Raw genomic sequence first — 20782 nt, forward strand, 5'->3', positions numbered from 1 at the left:
ACATAGTCCAGCGGGGCGTTCCGATCGCTCCGCCCCGTCACGTCTGGAACGATCCCATGGCCCCGAAGAAGCCCACCCGCGTGAAGGCGCGCCAGCCGCGCGGCTTCGTGGATCGCAGCGCCGGCGATCTCTACGCGCAGGACCGCATGCTGGCGACCATCCGCCATGTCTACGAGACCTACGGCTTCGAGCCGGTGGAGACGCCCTTCTTCGAATACACCGACGCGCTCGGCAAGTTCCTGCCCGACAGTGACCGCCCCAACGAGGGCGTCTTCTCGCTTCAGGACGACGACGAGGAGTGGCTGTCTCTCCGTTACGACCTGACGGCGCCGCTGGCGCGGCATGTCGCGGAGAATTTCGAGGAGCTACCGAAGCCCTACCGCTCCTACCGGGCGGGCTACGTCTTCCGCAACGAGAAGCCGGGTCCCGGCCGCTTCCGCCAGTTCATGCAGTTCGACGCCGACATCGTGGGCGCGCCGAACGTCTCGGCCGACGCCGAGATGGCCATGATGATGGCCGACACGATGGAGGCGCTCGGCATTGCGCGCGGCCAGTACGTGATCCGGGTCAACAACCGGAAGGTGCTGGACGGCATCCTCGACGCCATCGGCCTCGAGGGCGACCAGGGGCGGCGGCTGACCGTGCTGCGCGCGCTCGACAAGTTCGACAAGTTCGGCGCGGCGGGCGTGCGCCTGCTGCTGGGTGCCGGCCGCCTCGACGAGAGCGGCGGCAAGGGCGACTTCACCAAGGGCGCCGAGCTCTCGGACGACGTCATCGCGCGCGTTCTCAGGATCTTCGACGCGGATGGGCTGTCGGGCGTGGCGGATGCCTTCGGCGGTCATCCGGGAGTCGATGGCGGCCTCGACGAACTCTCCCAGATAGAGAGCTTCGCGCGCACCGCGGGCTATGATGTCGATCGCGTCAAGATCGACCCCTCCGTCGTGCGCGGCCTCGAATATTACACCGGCCCCGTCTTCGAGGCGGAGCTTCTCTTCGACGTCGTCAACGAGAAGGGCCAGAAGGTGCAGTTCGGCTCGGTCGGCGGCGGCGGTCGCTATGACGGGCTCGTCTCGCGCTTCCTTTCCACTCCGGTGCCCGCCACCGGCTTCTCGATCGGCGTCTCGCGCCTCCAGACCGCGCTGAAGAACCTCGGCCGCCTCGAAGGCGAGCGCCGCACCGGCCCCGTGGTCGTCACCGTGATGGATCGCGACCGGATGGCCGACTACCAGGCGATGGCCGCAAAGCTGCGTGCCGCCTTGAACGGACCCGGACAGCCCGTGGTGCCGGTCGAGGTGTTCCAGGGCAACCCGAAGCAGTTCGGCAAGCAGCTGCAATACGCCGACCGGCGCGGCGCGCCCGTGGTCGTCATCCAGGGCGGCGACGAGAAGGCGGCCGGAAAGGTGCAGGTCAAGGACCTCGCGCTCGGCAAGGAGCTGTCCGCCGGCATCGAGGACAACGCCGAATGGCGCGAGATGCGCGCCGGTCAGGAGCTGGTCGACGAGGGCGATCTCGTGCAGGCGGTCGAGGCGATCCTCGCACGCGCCGGTGGGGCGGCCTGACGCGATGAGCCTCCTGTCCGGTTCAGGCGCGGCGCGGCCGGACGGCGGTGCGCCGTTCGACGCGGCCCTCGCGGCGCTGTTCGCCGAGCTCGGCGCCGTTCTCGTCGAGACGCCGCTTCTCCAGCGTGCCGAGCCGTATCTCGACACGGCGGGTGAGGACCTGCGCCGGCGCATCTTTCTCACGCGTGGCGAGGGCGGCGAGACGCTATGCCTGCGCCCCGACTTCACGATCCCCGTGTGCCTCGCCCATATCGAGGGCGCGGCCGGCCTGCCGCGCCGCTACGCCTACAACGGCCCCGTGTTTCGCCAGCGCCGCGGCGAGACGGCGGAGTTCCGGCAGGCCGGCATCGAGAACCTCGGCCAGACCGACCGCGCGAGCGCCGACGCCCACGCGCTGGCCGAGGCGTTGGCCGCCCTGCGCGCCTGCGGGCTCGAAGCGGAGCTCGCGGTCACGGTCGGCGACCAGGCGCTGTTCGAGGCCTTCCTGACCGCGCTCGACCTGCCGGCCGGCTGGCAACGCCGGCTGGTGCGCTGCTTCGGCCGCGACGATCTTCTCCAAGGCGCGCTCGCAGCCCTGTCGCGCGAGGCGACCGGCGACCCGCTCGACCTCGACCCCGCCGTGCGCGCCCTTCTGCGCGCAGGATCCTCGGCGGCGCTCGCGGACCACGTGCGGGGGATGATGGAGGAGGGCGGGCTGCCCCCCCATCGCGGTCGCAGCCCGGAGGAGATCGCCGAGCGGCTGATCGAGAAGATGGCGCTCGCCAACACGCGCCTGCGCGCATCCTATCTCGATCGTCTCGGCGCTTTTCTCGCGCTCGACTGCCCGCTCGCCGAGGCGCCGGCGCGGCTGGAGGCGCTGGAGGCGGAATCGGGCGTCGAGTTCGGCGCGGCGCTGGCCTTTCTGCAGGCCCGCAACGCCGCGCTCAAGGCGCTCGGCGTCGATCTCGCGCCCTTTCGCTACCGCGCCGCCTTCGGGCGGCCGATCGACTACTACACGGGCCTTGTGTTCGAGATGAGCTGCGGCACGGCCGAGCCGCTGGCGGCGGGCGGGCGCTACGATCGCCTCGTATCCTATCTCGGCGCGCCCGAGCCGATTCCGGCGGTCGGCTTCTCGCTCTGGCTCGACCGGATCGCGGCCCTTCAGGAGGCCCGCCCGTGACCCTGACCCTCGCCATTCCCTCCAAGGGCCGTCTCAAGGACCAGTGCGTCGGCGCGCTGGCGAAAGCCGGCATCACCGTCCATCCGAGCGATGACGCCCGCTCCTATCGCACGCGCGTCGAGGGCGCCGAGGGTCTGGAGGTGCTGCTCCTGTCTGCCTCCGAGATCGCGCGCGAATTGCGCGACGGGGCGATCGACCTTGGCGTCACCGGCGAGGACCTCCTGCGCGAGACCATGCCCGACTTCGACGGGCGCGGGCGCATCGTCTCGCGCCTCGGCTTCGGCCATGCCGACGTGGTGGTGGCGGTGCCCGAAAGCTGGATCGACGTCGAGACCATGGAAGACCTCGGCGACGTCGCGGCCACGTTCCGTGCCCGGCACGGGCGACGGCTGCGCATCGCCACGAAATACTGGCGGCTGGCCCAAGGCTTCTTCACGAAGGCCCACGGCATCCAGAGCTACCGGATCGTCGAAAGCCTCGGGGCCACGGAGGGCGCGCCGGCGGCCGGTTCGGCCGACATCATCGTCGACATCACCTCGACCGGATCGACGCTCACCGCCAACCGTCTGCGGGTTCTGCGCGACGGCGTGATCCTTCGCTCGGAAGCCTGCCTCGCGCTCGCCCATCGGCCGGATGCCGGGCCGGAGCTCGGCGCGCTCCTCGCACGGTTCTGAAACACGAAAACGGCCGCCCCGAGGGCGGCCGTCGATCTGGCGCGAGGATGATCGAGCATCAGATGCGTGCGAGCGTCGCGCCGCCCCGGCGGGCGTCCAGCGAATAGGCGCCGGCGCCGACCGCGCCGAGGATGAGGAAGCCGCCGGCGAGGCCGAGGTTCTTCATGAGCGAGGTGGACTGGTCGGGCCCGAGATGGGCGAGAAGGCCGGTGGCCACGCAGAAGGCGGCCAGAACGTAGGCCACGATCCGGGTCTGGAAGCCGACGAGGATCGCAAGGCCGCCGAAGAACTCCAGTGCGCCCACGAGATAGGCCATGGCGACGCCGCCCGGCACGCCGAGGCTGCCGAGGTAACCGGCGAAGCCGGCGGCGCCCGTCAGCTTGCCGAAACCGGAGACGATGAAGAGGATCGACAGGAGAATGCGTCCGACGAGGATCGCGGCGGGGTTCATGTTCGGGCTCCGTTGAGCGTTGCGACGGTGTGTCGGTACGAACTTGTGGCCGAACATGCGGGCCTGGGATAGGCCTGCGACGCGCGACTGTTCGTCAACGGAAATCGAACCAATCGCGCTGATTGGCAGGCGGAAACGCGACAATCACCGCTCGCGGGACCTTGGTCCTGCTCCGAAGGGTTTGCTCTCCGGAAGTTTGCCCTAGCTGGCTAAAGAAGCCGTCCGCCGCCGCAAAACGGTTTTGGCCGTTCTCCGACCCTGCTCGCCGTTCGTTCTTTCGTCCCGTATCCATCGATCAAGGCCTTCATGACTTCCAAGATACGCCCGCAGGTCTTCTTTCCGGCCAGTGGCATCATCGCAGCGCTCGTGCTCGTCGGCGTGCTCTTCCCACGCAACGCCGAGCGCATCTTCGGGGGCGTGCAGGCGTTCGTCCTGGATACGTTCGGCTGGTTCTATCTCCTTGCGGTCGGCATCCTTCTCTTTTCCGTCCTGTTCTTCGCCCTCAGCCGTTTCGGTCGCCTGAAGCTCGGCCCGGACGATGCGGAACCGGACTATCCCTACGTGTCCTGGCTCGCCATGCTGTTTGCCGCCGGCATGGGCATCGGCCTGATGTTCTATGCCGTGGCCGAACCCGTGCTGCACTATTCCGTGCCGCCCGAAGCCGAGCCGCGCACGATCGAAGCCGCCCGGCAGGCGATGGAGTTCACCTTCTTCCACTGGGGCGTGCATGCCTGGGCGGTGTACGCGGTCGTCGGTTTGTCGCTTGCCTATTTCTCGTTCCGCTACAACCTGCCGCTGACGATCCGGTCCGGCTTCTATCCCCTGATCCGCGAGCGCATCGACGGGCCGATCGGCCACGCCGTGGATGTCTTCGCGATCTGTGGAACGGTGTTCGGCATCGCGACCTCGCTGGGGCTCGGCGTCCTGCAGATGAACGCCGGCCTCAACCATCTCCTCGGCGTTCCCGAGGCGGTCTGGGTGCAGATCCTCCTGATCGCCGTCGTGATGGGCGCGGCCACGCTGTCGGTCGTCTCGGGCCTCGACGCCGGCGTGCGCCGCCTGTCCGAGGGCAACCTGATCCTCGCGATCCTCCTGATGCTCTTCGTGCTGGTGGTGGGGCCGACCACCTTCCTGTTCAAGGCCTTCGTCCAGAACATCGGCACCTATCTCGACGACCTCCTGCCGCGCACCTTCACGCTCTACGCCTACGAGCCGCGCGGCTGGATCAGCGACTGGACCCTGTTCTACTGGGCCTGGTGGATCTCCTGGTCGCCGTTCGTCGGCATGTTCATCGCGCGCATCTCGCGCGGGCGCACGGTGCGCGAGTTCGTGCTCGGCGTCCTGTTCGTGCCGTCCGCCTTCACGTTCTTCTGGATGACGGTGTTCGGCAATTCGGCCATCGCGCTCGATCTCGGGCCGGCCGCCGGCGCCATCGCCAGCGAGGTGCAGGCGAACCTGTCGGTCGCCCTGTTCCAGTTCTTCGAATACCTGCCCTTGAGCGGCGTCACCTCGACGCTGGCGGTGGCGCTCGTCGGCGTCTTCTTCGTGACCTCGGCGGATTCGGGCTCGCTGGTGGTGGATTCGCTGGCCTCCGGCGGCGCCGACGACACGCCGGTCTGGCAACGCATCTACTGGTGCATCCTCCAGGGAAGCGTCGCGGCGCTGCTGCTCCTCGCCGGCGGTCTCGTCGGGCTGCAGACCATGACGCTGATCGCGGCGCTTCCGTTCGCGGTGATTCTGCTCCTGCTCGCCTTCGGCCTCCTGCGCGGCATGCAGGCCGACGTGGCACGCCTGACCGAGCATCGACAGGCACAGCCGGCGATCGCGGTGCGTGGGGCGAACTGGCAGGCGCGCCTCGGCGCGATCCTCCACGAGCCGACGAGGCGCGACGTGACGCGCTTCGTCGAGACCACGGCGCAGCCCGCCCTCACCGAAGTGCGGGACGAACTGGTGCGGCGCGGCCTGCCGGCGGAACTGACGGTGGGCGAGGACGGGCAGGTGGCCCTCACCGTTCCGGCGGAGGGAGCGCGCGACTTCCTCTACGGGATCGAGCCGACGGCGCAACCGGCGATGGTCTTCTCGGCCGCCGACACGCGGGTCTCCCCGGCCGGTCGGCGGATGGTCTGGTCGGCCCGCACGCTCTTTTCGGACGGCAGCCGCGGCTACGACGTGATCGGCTTCACCAAGGCGGACCTCCTGGCCGACGTCCTGGCGCAGTTCGAGCGCTACCAGCTGCTGATGCAGGCGCAGAGCACGCAGCTCTACACCGCCTCCCCGGCCGCCCGCACCTGAAACGAAGAAGGGCCGCGCGAGGCGGCCCTTTTCCATTCGATTCGAGGAGCCGCTCAGCCCGGACGCGTCATCGCCGCCGGATCGACGATCCGGTCGTAGTCCTCGCCCGATACGAGGCCGGAGGCGAGGGCCTCCTCGCGCAGCGTCGTGCCCTTCTTGTGGGCGGTCTTGGCGATCGTTGCGGCGTTGTCGTAGCCGATCGTCGGCGCCAGGGCCGTCACCAGCATCAACGACTGCTGCATCAGGGACTTGATGCGGTCCTCGTTGGCCTGGATGCCGTCGACGCAATGCTCGCGGAACGAGTCCATCCCGTCGGCGAGAAGCCGGATCGAGGACAGGACGGCGTTGGCGATCACCGGCTTGAAGACGTTGAGCTCGAAATGCCCCTGGGACGAGGCGACCGTCACCGTGGTCTCGTGGCCGAACACCTCGGCGCACAGCATGGTGAGGGCCTCGGCCTGCGTCGGGTTGACCTTGCCCGGCATGATCGAGGAGCCGGGCTCGTTCTCGGGCAGCGACAGCTCGCCGAGGCCAGAGCGCGGGCCGCTCCCCAGGAAGCGGATGTCGTTGGCGATCTTGAAGAGATCGGTCGCCAGCGCGTTGAGCGAGCCGTGGAAGAAGGTCAGCGCGCCGTGAGAGGCGAGCGCCTCGAACTTGTTCTCCGCCGTGCGGAAGGGCAGGCCCGTGAGCTTGGCGATCTCGTCGGCGATCTTCACGTCGAAGCCGACCGGGGCGTTGAGGCCCGTGCCGACGGCCGTACCGCCCTGCGCCAGCGCGTAGACGTCCTCGATCGCCTGTTCGATGCGGCGCTTGCCGAGCTTCAGCGCGGCGGCGTAGCCCGAGAACTCCTGGCCGAGCGTGATCGGCGTCGCGTCCTGTGTATGCGTGCGCCCGATCTTGATGATGTGGTCGAAGGCCTTCGCCTTGGCGTCGAGCGCGGCATGCAGCTTGTCGATCGCCGGCAGCACGCGCTTCGTTGCCTCGATCGCGACGGCTACGTGGATCGCGGTCGGGAACACGTCGTTGGACGACTGGCCCATGTTGACGTGATCGTTCGGATGGACCGGCTTCTTCGAGCCCATCTCGCCGCCCAGCGCCTCGATGGCGCGGTTGGAGATGACCTCGTTGACGTTCATGTTGGTCTGCGTGCCCGAGCCGGTCTGGTAGACCACGAGCGGGAAATGGTCGTCGAGCGCGCCGGAGATCACCTCGTCGGCGGCCGCGACGATCGCGTCGGCAAGTTCGGGCGAGAGCTTGCCGTAGCCCTGGTTGACGCGCGCGGCCGCCTTCTTGACGGTGGCCAGCGCGTGGATCACGGCGATCGGCTGCCGGTCGGTGCCGATGCGGAAGTTGTTGAGCGAGCGCTCGGTCTGGGCGCCCCAATAGCGGTCGGTGGCCACGTCGATCGCGCCGATGGAATCGGTCTCGCGCCTGGTGCTGGTCATCGCATTCCCCTTGGAAGCCGCCCGGGATGGGCCGGGCCGTCAGGGGCGCGGTTACCATGCCGCGCAGGGCGGCGGAACCCGTTCCGCATACGAAAAAACCGGCCTTCCGGCCGGCTTTTCCCACTCAAACGATTCGTATGCGCTCAGTGCTTCTTGAGGCCGATCTCGTCCTTCATGGCGTCCTTGACCTTGCCGTAGTTCTTCTGGGTCTTGCCCTCGGCCTGATCCGCCATGCCCTCGGCCTGAAGACGGTCATTGCCGACGATCTTGCCGGCCGCTTCCTTGACCTTGCCGCCGAGTTCCTTGGCGCCACCCTGGACCTGATTCTTGTCGACCATGACTTCGCTCCGTTCGTTTGTGGGCCAGCGTTGCTGGCGTCGGCTAAAGAACGGGAGCGACGTTGATCGGTTCCTGGCTCAAGATTACATTTGTGTAAGGAGCGCGACGATCTGCTGGACGCACAGGACGCAGATCAGAAGGCCGACGATGCGAAGAAGAAGGCGCTCGGGGATCCGCCGCACGGCGTAGCCCGCGAGCGGCGCCGCCAGGATTCCGCCGGCGATCAGCCCAAGGACCGAAAGGGCGTGGTCCGACAGGTCGCCGGCCTCCTCCCAGTGTCCGGTCACGAGGGCCAGGAGGAACGAGAGCGAAACGGCGAGGGTGACGAGGAACTCCGCCGCGTTCACCGTGCCGATGACGTAGCGCGGCTGCCCGCCGGCCCCGAGAAGGCCCGAGGTGACGATCGGCCCCCATCCGCCGCCCCCGACCGAATCCAGAAACCCGCCGGCGGCTCCCAGCGGTGGCACCAGATGCATCGGGGTGGCCGCGCGCGGCATCCGGCGGAACGATCGAAGCGTCAGGATGGCGCCGATGACCCCGAGATAGGCGGCGACGAAGGGGCGGATGGTGGAGCCGTCCACGGAGGTCAGGACATAGGTGCCCAGGACGCCGCCGAGGATGCCGAAGGGCACGAGGCGCCAGAACAGCTTCCAGTCGATGTTGCGGTTGGCGATATGGGCGGTGCCGGACGCCGCCGTCGTGAACAGTTCGGCCGTATGGACGGAGGCGGAGGCGACCGAAGGCGGCACGCCGAACCCGAGAAGCACGGTGGAGGAGATGACGCCGTAGGCCATGCCGAGCGCGCCGTCGACGAGCTGGGCCAGCGCGCCGACGAAGAAGAAGATGAAGAACTCGCTCAAACCCGCCCCCGTCATGCGCCCCGAGGGCTTATGGGGGCGGGAGGGCCGGCGTGGCAATGCACAGGCCCGTGCAAATCCGTAGGAGGGACGCTAGGTTAGAGGACGGGATAAGGGAACGCCGCCCATGAGCCTTGCCAAGGAGAAGCCCTACTTCGCCTCGCCCACCGACTACGAGGACGACTTCCACGCCTGGGCCTTCGAGCAGGCCGAGCTCCTGCGCCTCAAGCGCTTCGGGGAAGTGGATCTCGCCAATCTCGTGGAAGAGGTGGAAAGCATGGGGCGCGAGCAGCGGCATGCCCTTCGTTCGAGCTACCGCGTCCTGATCGCGCATCTCCTCAAGGGGCAGTTCCAACCGACGCGGCGCTCGCGGTCGTGGCAACTGACGATCCTGCGCGAGCGCGGCAACATCATCGACCGCGAACAGGACAACCCGTCCCTGAGGGCGATCGCCGAGGCGATTGCGGACGAGGCCTATCGAACGGCGCGACGCGAGGCATCCGTCGAGACCCGCCTGCCGCTCGAAACATTTCCGCTCGGCTGCCCCTATTCGCTCGACCAGCTTCGCGACCAGGATTTCCTGCCGGATTGAGAACGGGAATTCGGCAGGCTCACCTTAGATCCAGGCTTCATGCAAAAGGCCCGACGGATCGCTCCGCCGGGCCTTGTCGTGTTCGATGAGCAGTAGCCCGGGACTTGGAAGTCCATCCCGCCGCCTGAAACTGGGCCTGCCCGGTTTCGGCACCCTTGGGAATGGGCGGCGTTACGGACTTCCGCATCCTATCGGACTTAGAAGTCCATGCCGCCACCTGAAACCGGGCCTGCCCGGTTTCGGCACCCCTGGGAGTGGGCGGCTTTACGGCCTTCCGCGTCCTATCGGACTTGGAAGTCCATGCCGCCACCTGAAACCGGGCCTGCCCGGTTTCAGCACCCCTGGGAATGGGCGGCTTTACGGCCTTCCGCATCCAGCGGGACTTAGAAGTCCATGCCGCCCATGCCGCCCATGCCGCCGCCCGGCATCGCCGGAGCGCCCGAGTCCTTCTTCGGGGCCTCGGAGATCATGGCTTCGGTGGTGACGAGGAGACCCGCGACCGAGGCCGCGTCCTGCAGCGCCGAGCGCACGACCTTGACCGGGTCGACGATGCCGGCCTGGATCATGTCGCCGTATTCGGCGGTCTGGGCGTTGTAGCCGAAGGTCACCGACGTGTTGTCGAGGATCTTGCCGACCACGATCGACCCTTCGCCACCGGCGTTCTGGACGATCTGACGGATCGGGGCCTGGAGCGCCTTGCGGACGATGGCGATGCCGGCGTCCTGATCGGCGTTCTCGCCCTTGAGATCGACCGAGTTGGAGGCACGCAGGAGGGCGACGCCGCCGCCGGCCACGATGCCTTCTTCAACGGCCGCGCGGGTCGCGTTGAGGGCGTCGTCGACGCGGTCCTTCTTTTCCTTGACCTCGACCTCGGTCGAGCCGCCGACGCGGATCACCGCGACGCCGCCCGCGAGCTTGGCCAGGCGCTCCTGGAGCTTCTCGCGATCGTAGTCCGAGGTGGTCTCCTCGATCTGCTGCTTGATCTGCGAAACGCGGGCCTTGATGCCGTCACCCTCGCCCGAACCGTCGACGATGGTGGTGTTCTCCTTGGTGATGGAGACCTTCTTGGCGCGGCCGAGCATGTCGAGCGTGACGTTCTCGAGCTTGATGCCGAGGTCCTCGGAGATGACCTGGCCGCCCGTGAGGATCGCGATGTCCTCGAGCATCGCCTTGCGGCGATCGCCGAAGCCCGGCGCCTTGACGGCGGCGATCTTCAGGCCGCCGCGCAGCTTGTTGACGACGAGCGTGGCCAGAGCCTCGCCCTCGACGTCCTCGGCGATGATGACGAGCGGACGCGACGACTGCACCACGGCCTCGAGGACCGGAAGCATCGCCTGGAGGTTGGAGAGCTTCTTCTCGTGCAGGAGGATGTAGGCGTCCTCGAGGTCGGCCACCATCTTCTCGGCGTTGGTCACGAAGTACGGCGAGAGGTAGCCGCGGTCGAACTGCATGCCCTCGACGACTTCGAGCTCGGTCTCGGCGGTCTTGGCTTCCTCGACGGTGATGACACCCTCGTTGCCGACCTTCTGCATCGCCGAGGCGATCATCTGGCCGATTTCCTTCTCGCCGTTGGCGGAGATGGTGCCGACCTGGGCGACCTCGTCGGAGGTCTCGATCTTGCGGGCCGAGGCAATGAGCGTCTCGACGACCTTGGCGACCGCCTGGTCGATGCCGCGCTTGACGTCCATCGGGTTCATGCCGGCGGCCACGGCCTTGGCGCCCTCGCGAACGATCGCCTGGGCGAGAACGGTCGCGGTGGTGGTGCCGTCACCGGCCTTGTCGTTGGTCTTCGAGGCCACTTCGCGCACCATCTGGGCGCCCATGTTCTCGAACTTGTCCTCGAGCTCGATCTCCTTGGCGACGGACACGCCGTCCTTGGTGATCCGCGGAGCGCCGAACGACTTGTCGATCACGACGTTGCGGCCCTTGGGGCCGAGCGTGACCTTCACCGCGTCGGCGAGGATGTCGACGCCGCGCAGCATGCGCTCGCGCGCGTCACGGCCGAACTTGACTTCTTTGGCTGCCATTTTCGTTCTCTCCTGGGGCGCGGCCTTTCAGGCTGCTGCTCCCGTTAGGGTTTGAGAATTGCTGTTCGAAACCGAAGGTTCAGCCGACGATCCCGAGGATGTCGGATTCCTTCATGATCAGGAGGTCTTCGCCGCCGAGCTTGATCTCGGTGCCGGACCACTTGCCGAACAGGATGCGGTCGCCGGCCTTGACCTCCAGCGGGTTGACCTTGCCGGTCTCGTCGCGCGCGCCGGCGCCGACCGCCACGATTTCGCCTTCCTGCGGCTTCTCCTTGGCGGTGTCCGGAATGATGATGCCGCCAGCGGTCTTCGATTCGGACTCGACGCGCCGCACGACGACGCGGTCATGCAAGGGGCGGAAGTTCACATTGGCCATCTCGGTCGAACCTTCTCAAAAGGCTTGATGAAGAAACAGGCCGCCGGGGCGCGCCCGTTCCGATCTCTGGCACTCAAGAGCCTCGAGTGCTAACGAGGCGGGAGATAGGGGATCGGCCCCGCCTCTGTCAAGGGCGGGACCAGTTTCGCACAAGGTCGCAAGCGGTCCGCATCGCTTGACCCGGCACCCTGCGCTCCAGTATCGCGGGGCCCTGTTTGCGGGAAGGCGGAGCCACGTGATGACCGAGAGCGCGATGCGCGCGATCCGGAGCCTCGACGAGGTGCTGTCCGGCTACGACGCCCTGTTCTGCGACGTGTGGGGCGTGGTTCACGACGGAGTGGCGAGCCACCCGGCGGCCGTGGCCGCGCTGACGGCCGCACGCCGCGCCGGCAAAAAGGTGGTTCTCCTCACCAATTCGCCGCGGCTGAACGACGGCGTCGAGCGGCAGATCGCGGGCCTCGGCGTGACGCGCGAGGCCTTCGACGCCATCGTCACCTCCGGCGACGCGACGCGCGCCCTGATCGAGGCCGGCTCGCGTCATGTCCTCCACATCGGCCCCGAGCGCGACCTCGACATCTTCGGCGGTCTCGGCCTGTCGCTGGAGAGCGAGGCGGGGGCGCAGGTGATCGTCTGCACCGGGCTCGCCGACGACCGCTCAGAGGATCCGGAGACCTACCGCCCGCTTCTCGAGCGGCTCGCCGATCGCGGCCTGCCGATGATCTGCGCCAACCCCGACATCGTGGTTCATGTCGGCGACCGGCTGATCCCCTGCGCCGGTGCCGTCGCCGCGATCTACGCGGAGATCGGCGGCACGGTGCATCTGGCGGGCAAGCCGCACGCGCCGATCTATGCCGTGGCGCGCCGGGCGGGCGGCGAGGAGGCGCGCGTTCTGTGCATCGGCGACGGACTGATGACCGATGTGCTGGGCGCCAACAATCACGGCGCCGACTGCCTCTTCATCTCGCACGGCATTCATCGCGACGAGCTGGCCGACGTGATCGGGGATCCCGTGCTCCTGTCCGCCGAGCTTCTCGCGCGCGGCGTCGGGGCGCGCTACGTCATGCCCGCGCTGCGATGAGCGAGGCTCACGCCGCGACGGGCGGACCGGCGAGGCGGGTCCCGGGCGCCGGGGCGCTCGCGTCCGAGCTGCGGGGCGGCGTCGTTGCCATCGGCAATTTCGACGGCGTCCACCGCGGCCATCAGGCCGTGGTGGAGACGTTGTCGGCGCTTTGCGGTGCCGAGGCGACGCCGCGCCTCGTTCTGACCTTCGAGCCGCATCCCCGCACCGCGTTCCGGCCGCAGCATCCCGTGCCGCGCCTGACGCCGGCGCCGTTGAAGGCGCGCCTGTTCGGGCATCTGGGCGTCGACGCCGTCGTCGAGCAGCGCTTCGACATGGAATACGCCTCGCATCCCGCCGAGGCCTTCATCGCGGAAACGCTCCATCGCGACCTCGGCGCGCGTCATCTCGTCGTCGGCTACGACTTCCGCTTCGGCGCCCGGCGGCAGGGCGACGTCGATTTCCTGCGTGCGCGCGGCGCCGAACTCGGCATCGGCGTCACCTCGATCGCCCCCTTCGTCGACGAGGGCGGGAACACCGTGTCCTCCAGCCGCATCCGGGAGGACCTGATGAACGGCGACGTCGCGGCGGCCGCCGGCCTCCTCGGCTACCGCTGGACGATCGAGGGCACGGTCAGCCACGGCGCCAAGCTGGGGCGCACGCTCGGCTATCCCACCGCCAATATGGTGCTGCCCGACGACGGGCTGCTCGCGCACGGCATCTACGCCGTGCGTCTGCGGCGGGCCGACGGGACGCTGCACGACGGAGTGGCGAGCTACGGCCGGCGCCCGACCTTCGACAACGGCGCGGCCCTCTTCGAGACCTTTCTGTTCGATTTCTCGGGCGACCTCTATGGCGAGGCGGTGTCGGTCTCGCTCTTCGGCTTCATCCGGGGTGAGGAGCGTTTCGATACGGCCGAGGCTCTCGTGGCGCGCATGGATGTGGACGCGCAGGAGGCGCGCGCGCTTCTTGCGGGCGCCCGGCCTCTTTCGGCCCTGGATGCCGCCGTCGCGTTCTGAAACACGAAAAGTCCTTGGAACGGAGCCGCTCCGTTTGATAGAGAGCGGCGATGGACAGAACGGCCGCCCTGCCGCACGGCGCCCCCGCGCGCTTGCGCCTGCGAATTAGCCGCCCGGTTCCGCGCCGGCGCTGACAGGCGCCGCCGGAGCCGGGACGACGTGCCGCGCCCGAACGCCCCCGCGTTTCGGACGCCCTGCCTTCTTCGTCGCCGCATGCACCGGGCTCGAGCCCGCAGACGCGTCGCGACGCTCCTTCGAAAAGATCGCTGCCATGACCGACCGTCCCGAGACCGACTACGCCAAGACCCTGTTCCTGCCCGAGACCGAGTTCCCGATGCGCGCGGGCCTGCCCGCCGCCGAGCCGAAATGGATCGAGCGCTGGGACGAGATGGACCTCTACGGGACGCTGCGGGCCGAGTCCGCCGGCCGGCCGAAATACGTCCTCCACGACGGCCCCCCTTACGCCAACGGCCATCTCCACATCGGCCACGCGCTGAACAAGGTGCTGAAGGACGTCATCACCCGCTCCTTCCAGATGCGGGGATACGATGCCAACTACGTGCCTGGCTGGGACTGCCACGGCCTGCCGATCGAATGGAAGATCGAGGAGGAGAACTACCGCGCCAAGGGCCGGCAGAAGCCCGACCTCCTCGACTCCACGGCGATGATCGCCTTCCGCCGCGAGTGCCGCGCCTATGCCGAACACTGGGTGGGCGTCCAGTCGGGCGAGTTCCGCCGGCTCGGCGTCGAGGGCGACTTCCGGAATCCGTACCTCACGATGAACTTCGAGGCCGAGGCGGTGATCGCCGGGGAACTCCTGAAGTTCGCCATGTCGGGCCAACTCTATCGCGGCTCCAAGCCCGTGATGTGGTCGGTGGTCGAGAAGACCGCGCTCGCCGAGGCGGAGGTCGAGTATCACGACCACGAGTCCGACACGATCTGGGTGAAATTCCCGGTGCGCCCGGCGGCCAACGGCTATGCGGCGGCATTCGGCAGCGGCATGTCGAGCTTTCCGAAGGCGGGCGCGCCCGACGTCGGGCCGCTCGACGGGGCGAGCGTGGTGATCTGGACGACCACACCCTGGACCATCCCCGGCAACCGCGCGATCGCCTATTCCCCGCGCGTCGCCTACGGCCTCTACGAGGTCACGGCGCCGGACGAAGCGCAGAACCCGCGCTGGGCGGGCCAGGGCGAGCGGCTGGTGCTGGCCGATGCGCTGGCCGCGGACGTCTTCGCGAAGGCGCGCGTGCCCGACGGCGGCGTCCGCCGCCTGCGCGATGTTTCGGCGTCCGAGCTGGACGCGATCCTGTGCGACCATCCGCTCAAGGGTCTGGCTGGCGCCTACGGTTTCGCCGTGCCGCTTCTCGCCGGCGACCACGTGACCGACGAGGCCGGCACCGGCTTCGTGCACACCGCGCCGAGCCACGGCCGCGAGGACTTCGACGTCTGGATCGCCTCGCGCCGCGCGATCGAGGCGCGCGGACTGGATTCGGCGATCCCCTTCCCGGTGGACGACGACGGCTTCTACACCAAGGACGCGCCAGGCTTCGGACCGGAGGCGGAGGGCGGGGCCGCGCGCGTCATCGACGACAAGGGCAAGAAGGGCGACGCCAACAAGCGCGTCATCGACGCGCTGGTGGCCGCCGGACGGCTGCTCGCCCGCGGTCGCCTCAAGCACTCCTACCCGCATTCCTGGCGTTCGAAGAAGCCGGTGATCTTCCGCAACACGCCGCAGTGGTTCGTCCACATGGACAAGAATCTCGGCGGCTACGGCCTCGAAGGGGCGAAGCCCGTTGGCGGCGACAGCTTGCGCGAGCGCGCCCTGCGCGCCATCGACGAGACGCGCTTCGTGCCGGCCTCCGGCCAGAACCGCCTGCGCGGTATGATCGCCGACCGGCCGGACTGGGTCCTGTCGCGCCAGCGCGCCTGGGGCGTGCCGATCTGCGTCTTCGTCGACGAGGACGGCGAGGTTCTGAAGGACGAGGCGGTGAACGCCCGCATCACGCAAGCTTTTGAGAAGGAGGGCGCCGACGCCTGGTTCGCGGACGGCGCCAAGGAGCGCTTCCTCGGCAACGAGCACGATGCCGCCCGCTGGACCATGGTGCGCGACATCCTCGACGTCTGGTTCGATTCCGGCTCGACCCACGCCTTCTGCCTGGAGAAGCGCCCCGACCTGAAATGGCCGGCCGATCTTTACCTCGAAGGCTCCGACCAGCATCGCGGCTGGTTCCATTCCTCGCTTCTGGAGAGCTGCGGCACGCGCGGCCGCGCGCCCTACGACGCCGTTCTCACGCACGGTTTCGTGATGGACGAGGAGGGGCGCAAGATGTCGAAGTCGCTCGGCAACGTCGTCACCCCCCAGGAGGTGATCTCGCAGTCGGGCGCCGACATCCTGCGCCTCTGGGTCGTGTCGTCGGACTATTCCGAGGATCTGCGCCTCGGCAAGACGATCCTCCAGACCAATGTCGACGCCTATCGCAAGCTGCGCAACACGATCCGCTGGATGCTCGGCACGCTCGCGCACGACCGCGGCGACGAGGTGCCGCTCGCCGAGATGCCCGAGCTCGAGCGGCTGATGCTGCACCGGCTCGCCGAGATCGAGGCGGTGGTGCTGAAGAGCTATGACGCCTTCGACTTCAAGCGCATCGCCCGCACGCTGCTCGACTTCATGGTGGTGGAGCTCTCGGCCTTCTACTTCGACATCCGCAAGGACGCGCTCTACTGCGACGCGCCGTCCTCAGGTCGCCGCCGGGCCGCGCTGCAGGTGGTGCGCATCCTGTTCGACCGGCTGGTGACCTGGCTCGCGCCGCTCCTGCCCTTCACGATGGAAGAGGCCTGGCTCAGCCGCTACCCTCAAGCGCGCTCGGTGCATCTCGAAGCGTTCCGGCCGTGCGATCCCGCCTGGACCGACGAGGCGCTCGATGAGCGCTGGCGCCAGATCCGGCGCGTGCGCCGCGTCGTCACCGGCGCTCTCGAGGAGGAGCGCCGCGCCAAGCGCATCGGCTCCTCGCTGGAGGCCGCGCCGGTCGTGCACGTCGCCGACGAGAGCCTGCGCGCGCTCCTGTCGGGCGTCGACCTGGCCGAGATCGCGATCACCAGCGACATCGTGCTGACCGGTGACACCGCGCCGGACGGAGCCTTCGCCCTGCCGGACACGCCTGATATCGCGGTGGTGCCGGCGAGGGCCGAGGGTCGCAAGTGCGCGCGCTCCTGGAAGGTCTCGCCGCTGGTCGGCACCGACGCGGAATATCCGGACGTCACCCCGCGCGACGCCGACGCGCTGCGCGAGCTGAAGGCGGAGGCGTTGGCGGCCTGAACGCCGGGCGGGCATCGGTCTTCGTCAACGGATTCGTGACCGTTTCTGGACTTAACGGGCGCTCTCGCCTAGAAGCGCTCCGTAAATTCGCCGGATTGTCCTGGGTATAGGCGCGGGGGAGGGGACCCGCGCCGTCCCGGTTCGGGATGTCGCGCGGTTTGTAGACAAGGGGAATGGCCCGGCATGACACACTCCACCGTTCGCGCGAGCCTTCGCATGCTGGCCATCGGCGGCGCCGCGCTTGCGCTGACTGGCTGCATGGGGCCGACCTACGGCACGGGCACCAGCCAGGGCCAGCAGCTCTTCAACGATCTCGACGGCATGCTGACGCTCGGCACCTCCGGTAGGCAGCGGGTCGACTACACGCCGCGCCCAGAACTCGTGAAGTCGGCCAAGCGCGACGTCCTGCCGGCCCCCCGCGAGGCGGCCACCACCGTGGCGGACGCCAACTGGCCCGAATCGCCCGAGCAGCGCCGCGCCCGCCTGCGGGCCGCCGCGCCGGACGGCAGCGACAGCGCCCTGCCGGTCGGCTTCATGGCGGCCGACAAGGAAGGCATGGACCGCGAGACGCCGACCGCGTCCTCCACCGTCGGCCGCCGCACCCAGATGGAAGGCAGCTGGCTCTCGTCCAAGCAGATGGCCAGCCAGCGCGTGGCCGCCAACGATCGCGCGCGCGCCGGCCGCCAGGGCGATCCGACCCAGCGCCGCTACCTGTCCGAACCGCCGCTGACCTATCGCCAGCCCGCCGCCACGGCCCCGGTCGGCGATCCCGGCGTCGACGAGGACGTCAAGCAGCGCCGCGCGAGCGGAACGTCCTCGGTCGGCTCCAAGCTGAAGAACCTCTGGCCGTTCTGATCGACGCAGGTCCGGAAGACGCCCTCAGTCGCGGCGGGCGCGGAAGAAATCGCGCAGCAACGCGGCGGCGTCTCCTTCGCCGATGCCGGAATAGACCTCCGGCGCATGATGGCAGGTGTCCTGCCCGTAGAAGCGGGGTCCGTGCTCCACCGCGCCGCCCTTCGGATCGGCCGCTCCGAAATACAGGCGGCGGATGCGCGCGAAGGAGATCGCCGCGGCGCAGAGCGCGCAGGGCTCCAGCGTGACGTAGAGGTCGGCGCCGACCAGCCGCTCCGAGCCGATCGCCTCGCAGGCGCGCCGGATCGCCAGGACCTCGGCATGGGCCGTCGGATCGAGGCGCGCCCGCGTTTCGTTGCCGCCCCGGCCGATGACCGCGCCATCCAGTACCACGACGGCGCCGACCGGGGTCTCGCCCCTCGCGCCGGCGGCCCGCGCCTCGGTGAGCGCCTCGTCCATGGAATTCAAGCGCGACATGCAAGGTCTCTCGTTTGATGGCCGGGAGTTTGCTATGCGTGCCCGAGAACACAAGGCATAGCGAAAAGATGAGCGACGAGAACCAGGGCGGCCGTTCGGGCCGTGGCGGCGCGGGCCGCGGTCCGGGCGGGGGCAAGGGCGGCTCGGGGCCGCGCGGCGGAAAGCCGGGCGGCTTCAAGGGCAAGCGTCCGGGAGCGTCCGGCGGCGACCGGCCGTCGCGCCCCTTCCGGCCGCGCCCCGAGGGCGGCGAAGGCGAGGCGCGCGCCGAGCGTTCCGGCGGTCCCAAGCGTTTCGGCGCCAAGCCGTTCCGTCCGCGCGAGGAGGGCGGGGACCGTCCCGCACGCAGCTTCAAGCCGCGCGGCGATCGTCCCGAGGGCGGCGAGCGTCCGTTCCGCGACCGCAGCGAGGGGGGCGAGCGTCCTGCGCGTGCCTTCAAGCCGCGCGCTGAGCGTTCGGAGGGCGGTGATCGCCCGCCGCGCGGCGACCGGCCGTTCCGTCCGCGCGAAGAAGGCGGCGAGCGTCCTGCCCGTTCGTTCAAGCCGCGCGCCGAGCGTTCGGAGGGCGGTGATCGCCCGCCGCGTGGCGACCGGCCGTTCCGTCCGCGCGAAGAGGGCGGTGATCGTCCCGCCCGTTCGTTCAAGCCGCGTGGCGACCGTCCCGAGGGCGGTGATCGTCCCGCGCGCCGCGACGGCGACAAGCCCTTCACCCCCCGCTCGCGCGGCATGTTCTCCCACGCCGGTGCCAAGCGCGAGGGCGAGGGGGCTGAGCGTCCGCGCTCCTACGGGCGCCTCAGCCACGACGGCGCCGATGGCGGCGAGCGCCGCGCCCGTCCCGCGGGCGACCGGCCGCGCAGCGCCCGGCCGGAAGCCGAGGGCGAGGACGGCGCGCCCGGCACGATGCGTATCGCCAAGCGCCTGGCGCGTGCCGGCATCGCCTCGCGCCGCGACGCGGAGGGCATGATCGCCGACGGCCGCGTGACACTGAATGGCAAGCGCCTCGACAGTCCGGCGCAGGACGTCACGTCCTCCGACCGCATCGAGATCGACGGCAAGCCGTTGCCGGCGATCGAGCGCACGAGGCTCTGGCTCTTCCACAAGCCGGCCGGGGTGGTCACCACCAATCGCGACCCGGAAGGGCGCGCGACCGTGTTCGATCGCTTGCCCGCCGACATGCCGCGCGTCCTCACGGTCGGGCGGCTCGACATCAACACCGAAGGGCTGCTGCTCCTCACCAACGACGGCGGCCTCGCGCGCATCCTGGAGCTGCCCTCCACCGGCTGGCTGCGGCGCTACCGCGTGCGCGCCCATGGCGAGATCGACCAGGCCAAGCTCGACGAGCTGCGCCAGGGCATCGCGGTGGACGGCGTGTTCTACGGCGCCATCGAGGCGACGCTCGACCGCACGCAAGGCTCCAACGTCTGGATGACGATCGGCCTGCGCGAGGGCAAGAACCGGGAGGTCAAGCGCGTTCTCGGCCATCTCGGCCTCGACGTGAACCGCCTGATCCGCCTCTCCTTCGGGCCCTTCCAGCTCGGCGAGCTGGACGAGGGCGCGGTGCAGGAGATCAAGGGGCGCATGCTGCGCGACCAGCTCGGGCCGACGCTGATCGAGGAGTCCGGCGCCGACTTCGACGCGCCGATCGTCAACCCGTTCTCCAACAAGCCGGTGGCCGCCGAGAAGCGACGCTCGGACGAGGGCGGGGACAACGCGAAGCGCGCGAGTTCGCCCAAAAGCGAGTGGGTCAGCAATTCGGAAGAAGCGCCGAGGCCCAACCGCCGCAAGTTCGGCAATGCCAAGCGCGAGGATGCCCTCGGACGCCTCGACACGCAGGCCCCGCGCGCACGCCGCGAGGGCGGCGAGGGCCGCTCCTTCGAGAAGCGGGGGGACAAGCCGTTCGGGGAGCGCAAGCCGCGTGGGCCCGGTGACAAGCCGCCGCGCGATCGCGATGCGGCCGAGGGCGATCGCTCGACGCGCCGTCCGCCGTCGGCGCCCAAGCGCACGGCCAATGTCTGGATGGCGCCGGGCGCGCGCGCCGTCGGCGAGAAGACGAAGGCCGCCCGCGAGGAGCGCGCCGCAAGGCGTGCCGCCGAGGACGAAGGGCGCGGATCGCGCCCGCCCCGGGGGGAGGGGCGCGGCGAAGGGCGCGGGCCCGGCGGCGAGCGCCCGCGCTCGGGCGACAAGCCGTTCCGGCCGAAGGGCGACGGCCCGCGCTCGGGTCCGTCCCGCTCGGGGCCGCCTCGATCCGGCCCGCGAAAGGGCTGATCCGGCGTGGCCATGCGCATCGTGGCGGG

The 20782-nt window shown here is 69.4% G+C and carries 17 protein-coding genes; 10 read left to right on the plus strand and 7 right to left on the minus strand.

Translation table 11 applies throughout. The features are described 5' to 3' along the window. Positions 1–56 precede the first annotated feature (56 nt). From hisS to hisG, 3 genes are read left to right on the plus strand one after another with little or no spacing between them, the layout of a single operon-like run. Positions 57–1559 (plus strand): histidine--tRNA ligase, encoded by a 1503-nt coding sequence (gene hisS / locus AUL34_RS09635; RefSeq protein ID WP_061933496.1) that lies wholly within the window; start codon positions 57–59, stop codon positions 1557–1559. Positions 1560–1563: 4 nt separating this feature from the next. Further along, on the plus strand, positions 1564–2718 hold the full coding sequence (locus tag AUL34_RS09640; protein ID WP_061933497.1) for an ATP phosphoribosyltransferase regulatory subunit: 1155 nt from the start codon (positions 1564–1566) through the stop codon (positions 2716–2718). After that, positions 2715–3392 (plus strand): ATP phosphoribosyltransferase, encoded by a 678-nt coding sequence (hisG, locus tag AUL34_RS09645; protein WP_061933498.1) that lies wholly within the window; start codon positions 2715–2717, stop codon positions 3390–3392. Before AUL34_RS09640 ends, hisG begins: the two co-directional genes overlap by 4 nt. Positions 3393–3450: 58 nt before the next feature. On the opposite strand, the gene AUL34_RS09650 is transcribed toward hisG, so the two are convergent. Next, entirely contained in the window at positions 3451–3843 is a 393-nt protein-coding gene (locus tag AUL34_RS09650; protein ID WP_061933499.1) for a DoxX family protein, read from the minus strand. Positions 3844–4149: 306 nt separating this feature from the next. On the opposite strand from AUL34_RS09650, the gene AUL34_RS09655 reads away from it, so the two are divergent. Then, on the plus strand, positions 4150–6135 hold the full coding sequence (locus AUL34_RS09655) for a BCCT family transporter (protein WP_061933500.1): 1986 nt from the start codon (positions 4150–4152) through the stop codon (positions 6133–6135). A gap of 53 nt (positions 6136–6188) precedes the next feature. Here the strand turns inward: AUL34_RS09655 and fumC are convergent, their stop codons facing one another. The 3 genes from fumC to AUL34_RS09670 all read right to left on the minus strand — a co-directional run bounded on the left by fumC (position 6189) and on the right by AUL34_RS09670 (position 8779). Continuing rightward, positions 6189–7580 (minus strand): class II fumarate hydratase, encoded by a 1392-nt coding sequence (gene fumC / locus AUL34_RS09660; protein ID WP_061933501.1) that lies wholly within the window; start codon positions 7578–7580, stop codon positions 6189–6191. A gap of 143 nt (positions 7581–7723) precedes the next feature. Further along, positions 7724–7918, minus strand: a complete 195-nt coding sequence (locus AUL34_RS09665; RefSeq protein ID WP_061933502.1) for a CsbD family protein — start codon at positions 7916–7918, stop codon at positions 7724–7726. An 84-nt stretch (positions 7919–8002) separates the two neighbouring features. Continuing rightward, positions 8003–8779: a sulfite exporter TauE/SafE family protein gene (locus tag AUL34_RS09670; protein WP_061933503.1), complete on the minus strand. Its 777-nt coding sequence runs from the start codon at positions 8777–8779 to the stop codon at positions 8003–8005. A 124-nt stretch (positions 8780–8903) separates the two neighbouring features. Between AUL34_RS09670 and AUL34_RS09675 the strand changes: the two genes are divergently transcribed. Then, positions 8904–9368, plus strand: a complete 465-nt coding sequence (locus tag AUL34_RS09675) for a DUF29 domain-containing protein (protein ID WP_061933504.1) — start codon at positions 8904–8906, stop codon at positions 9366–9368. A gap of 383 nt (positions 9369–9751) precedes the next feature. Here the strand turns inward: AUL34_RS09675 and groL are convergent, their stop codons facing one another. Together groL and groES are read right to left on the minus strand one after the other, a co-directional pair. After that, positions 9752–11395 carry a chaperonin GroEL gene (gene groL, locus AUL34_RS09680; protein WP_061933505.1) on the minus strand — a complete coding sequence of 548 codons (1644 nt, stop codon included), beginning with the start codon at positions 11393–11395 and terminating at the stop codon, positions 9752–9754. A 79-nt stretch (positions 11396–11474) separates the two neighbouring features. Beyond that, on the minus strand, positions 11475–11771 hold the full coding sequence (gene groES, locus AUL34_RS09685) for a co-chaperone GroES (RefSeq protein WP_019996686.1): 297 nt from the start codon (positions 11769–11771) through the stop codon (positions 11475–11477). Positions 11772–12009: 238 nt separating this feature from the next. On the opposite strand from groES, the gene AUL34_RS09690 reads away from it, so the two are divergent. The 4 genes from AUL34_RS09690 (at position 12010) to AUL34_RS09705 (ending at position 18018) form a co-directional block, all read left to right on the plus strand. Next, positions 12010–12849 (plus strand): TIGR01459 family HAD-type hydrolase, encoded by an 840-nt coding sequence (locus AUL34_RS09690; RefSeq protein ID WP_082653267.1) that lies wholly within the window; start codon positions 12010–12012, stop codon positions 12847–12849. Continuing rightward, a complete protein-coding gene (locus AUL34_RS09695) occupies positions 12846–13847 on the plus strand; it encodes a bifunctional riboflavin kinase/FAD synthetase (protein WP_061933506.1) in 1002 nt (333 codons plus the stop codon). The genes AUL34_RS09690 and AUL34_RS09695 overlap by 4 nt, the downstream gene beginning before the upstream one ends. Before the next feature lie 271 nt (positions 13848–14118). Next, positions 14119–17163 carry an isoleucine--tRNA ligase gene (ileS, locus tag AUL34_RS09700; protein WP_061933507.1) on the plus strand — a complete coding sequence of 1015 codons (3045 nt, stop codon included), beginning with the start codon at positions 14119–14121 and terminating at the stop codon, positions 17161–17163. Positions 17164–17346: 183 nt separating this feature from the next. Then, positions 17347–18018: a hypothetical protein gene (locus AUL34_RS09705; protein WP_061933508.1), complete on the plus strand. Its 672-nt coding sequence runs from the start codon at positions 17347–17349 to the stop codon at positions 18016–18018. A gap of 24 nt (positions 18019–18042) precedes the next feature. Here the strand turns inward: AUL34_RS09705 and AUL34_RS09710 are convergent, their stop codons facing one another. Then, the gene (locus tag AUL34_RS09710; RefSeq protein WP_061933509.1) at positions 18043–18492 is read right to left on the minus strand and encodes a nucleoside deaminase; all 450 of its coding nucleotides are present in this window, start codon (positions 18490–18492) and stop codon (positions 18043–18045) included. Between the two features lie 68 nt (positions 18493–18560). On the opposite strand from AUL34_RS09710, the gene AUL34_RS09715 reads away from it, so the two are divergent. Beyond that, the gene (locus AUL34_RS09715) at positions 18561–20753 is read left to right on the plus strand and encodes a pseudouridine synthase (protein WP_082653268.1); all 2193 of its coding nucleotides are present in this window, start codon (positions 18561–18563) and stop codon (positions 20751–20753) included. Positions 20754–20782 lie beyond the last annotated feature (29 nt).

The sequence above is a fragment of the Aureimonas sp. AU22 genome (genome assembly GCF_001463745.1).
In the GTDB taxonomy this organism is placed as follows: Bacteria; Pseudomonadota; Alphaproteobacteria; order Rhizobiales; family Rhizobiaceae; genus Aureimonas.

Bases quoted from the DNA above. Each gene is read 5' to 3' on its own strand.
- hisS (WP_061933496.1), top strand. From the start codon at position 57: ATGGCCCCGAAGAAGCCCACCCGCGTGAAGGCGCGCCAGCCGCGCGGC.
- AUL34_RS09640 (WP_061933497.1), top strand. From the start codon at position 1,564: ATGAGCCTCCTGTCCGGTTCAGGCGCGGCGCGGCCGGACGGCGGTGCG.
- AUL34_RS09650 (WP_061933499.1), bottom strand. From the start codon at position 3,843: ATGAACCCCGCCGCGATCCTCGTCGGACGCATTCTCCTGTCGATCCTC.
- AUL34_RS09655 (WP_061933500.1), top strand. From the start codon at position 4,150: ATGACTTCCAAGATACGCCCGCAGGTCTTCTTTCCGGCCAGTGGCATC.
- fumC (WP_061933501.1), bottom strand. From the start codon at position 7,580: ATGACCAGCACCAGGCGCGAGACCGATTCCATCGGCGCGATCGACGTG.
- AUL34_RS09665 (WP_061933502.1), bottom strand. From the start codon at position 7,918: ATGGTCGACAAGAATCAGGTCCAGGGTGGCGCCAAGGAACTCGGCGGC.
- AUL34_RS09675 (WP_061933504.1), top strand. From the start codon at position 8,904: ATGAGCCTTGCCAAGGAGAAGCCCTACTTCGCCTCGCCCACCGACTAC.
- groL (WP_061933505.1), bottom strand. From the start codon at position 11,395: ATGGCAGCCAAAGAAGTCAAGTTCGGCCGTGACGCGCGCGAGCGCATG.
- groES (WP_019996686.1), bottom strand. From the start codon at position 11,771: ATGGCCAATGTGAACTTCCGCCCCTTGCATGACCGCGTCGTCGTGCGG.
- AUL34_RS09690 (WP_082653267.1), top strand. From the start codon at position 12,010: ATGACCGAGAGCGCGATGCGCGCGATCCGGAGCCTCGACGAGGTGCTG.
- AUL34_RS09695 (WP_061933506.1), top strand. From the start codon at position 12,846: ATGAGCGAGGCTCACGCCGCGACGGGCGGACCGGCGAGGCGGGTCCCG.
- ileS (WP_061933507.1), top strand. From the start codon at position 14,119: ATGACCGACCGTCCCGAGACCGACTACGCCAAGACCCTGTTCCTGCCC.
- AUL34_RS09705 (WP_061933508.1), top strand. From the start codon at position 17,347: ATGACACACTCCACCGTTCGCGCGAGCCTTCGCATGCTGGCCATCGGC.
- AUL34_RS09710 (WP_061933509.1), bottom strand. From the start codon at position 18,492: ATGTCGCGCTTGAATTCCATGGACGAGGCGCTCACCGAGGCGCGGGCC.
- AUL34_RS09715 (WP_082653268.1), top strand. From the start codon at position 18,561: ATGAGCGACGAGAACCAGGGCGGCCGTTCGGGCCGTGGCGGCGCGGGC.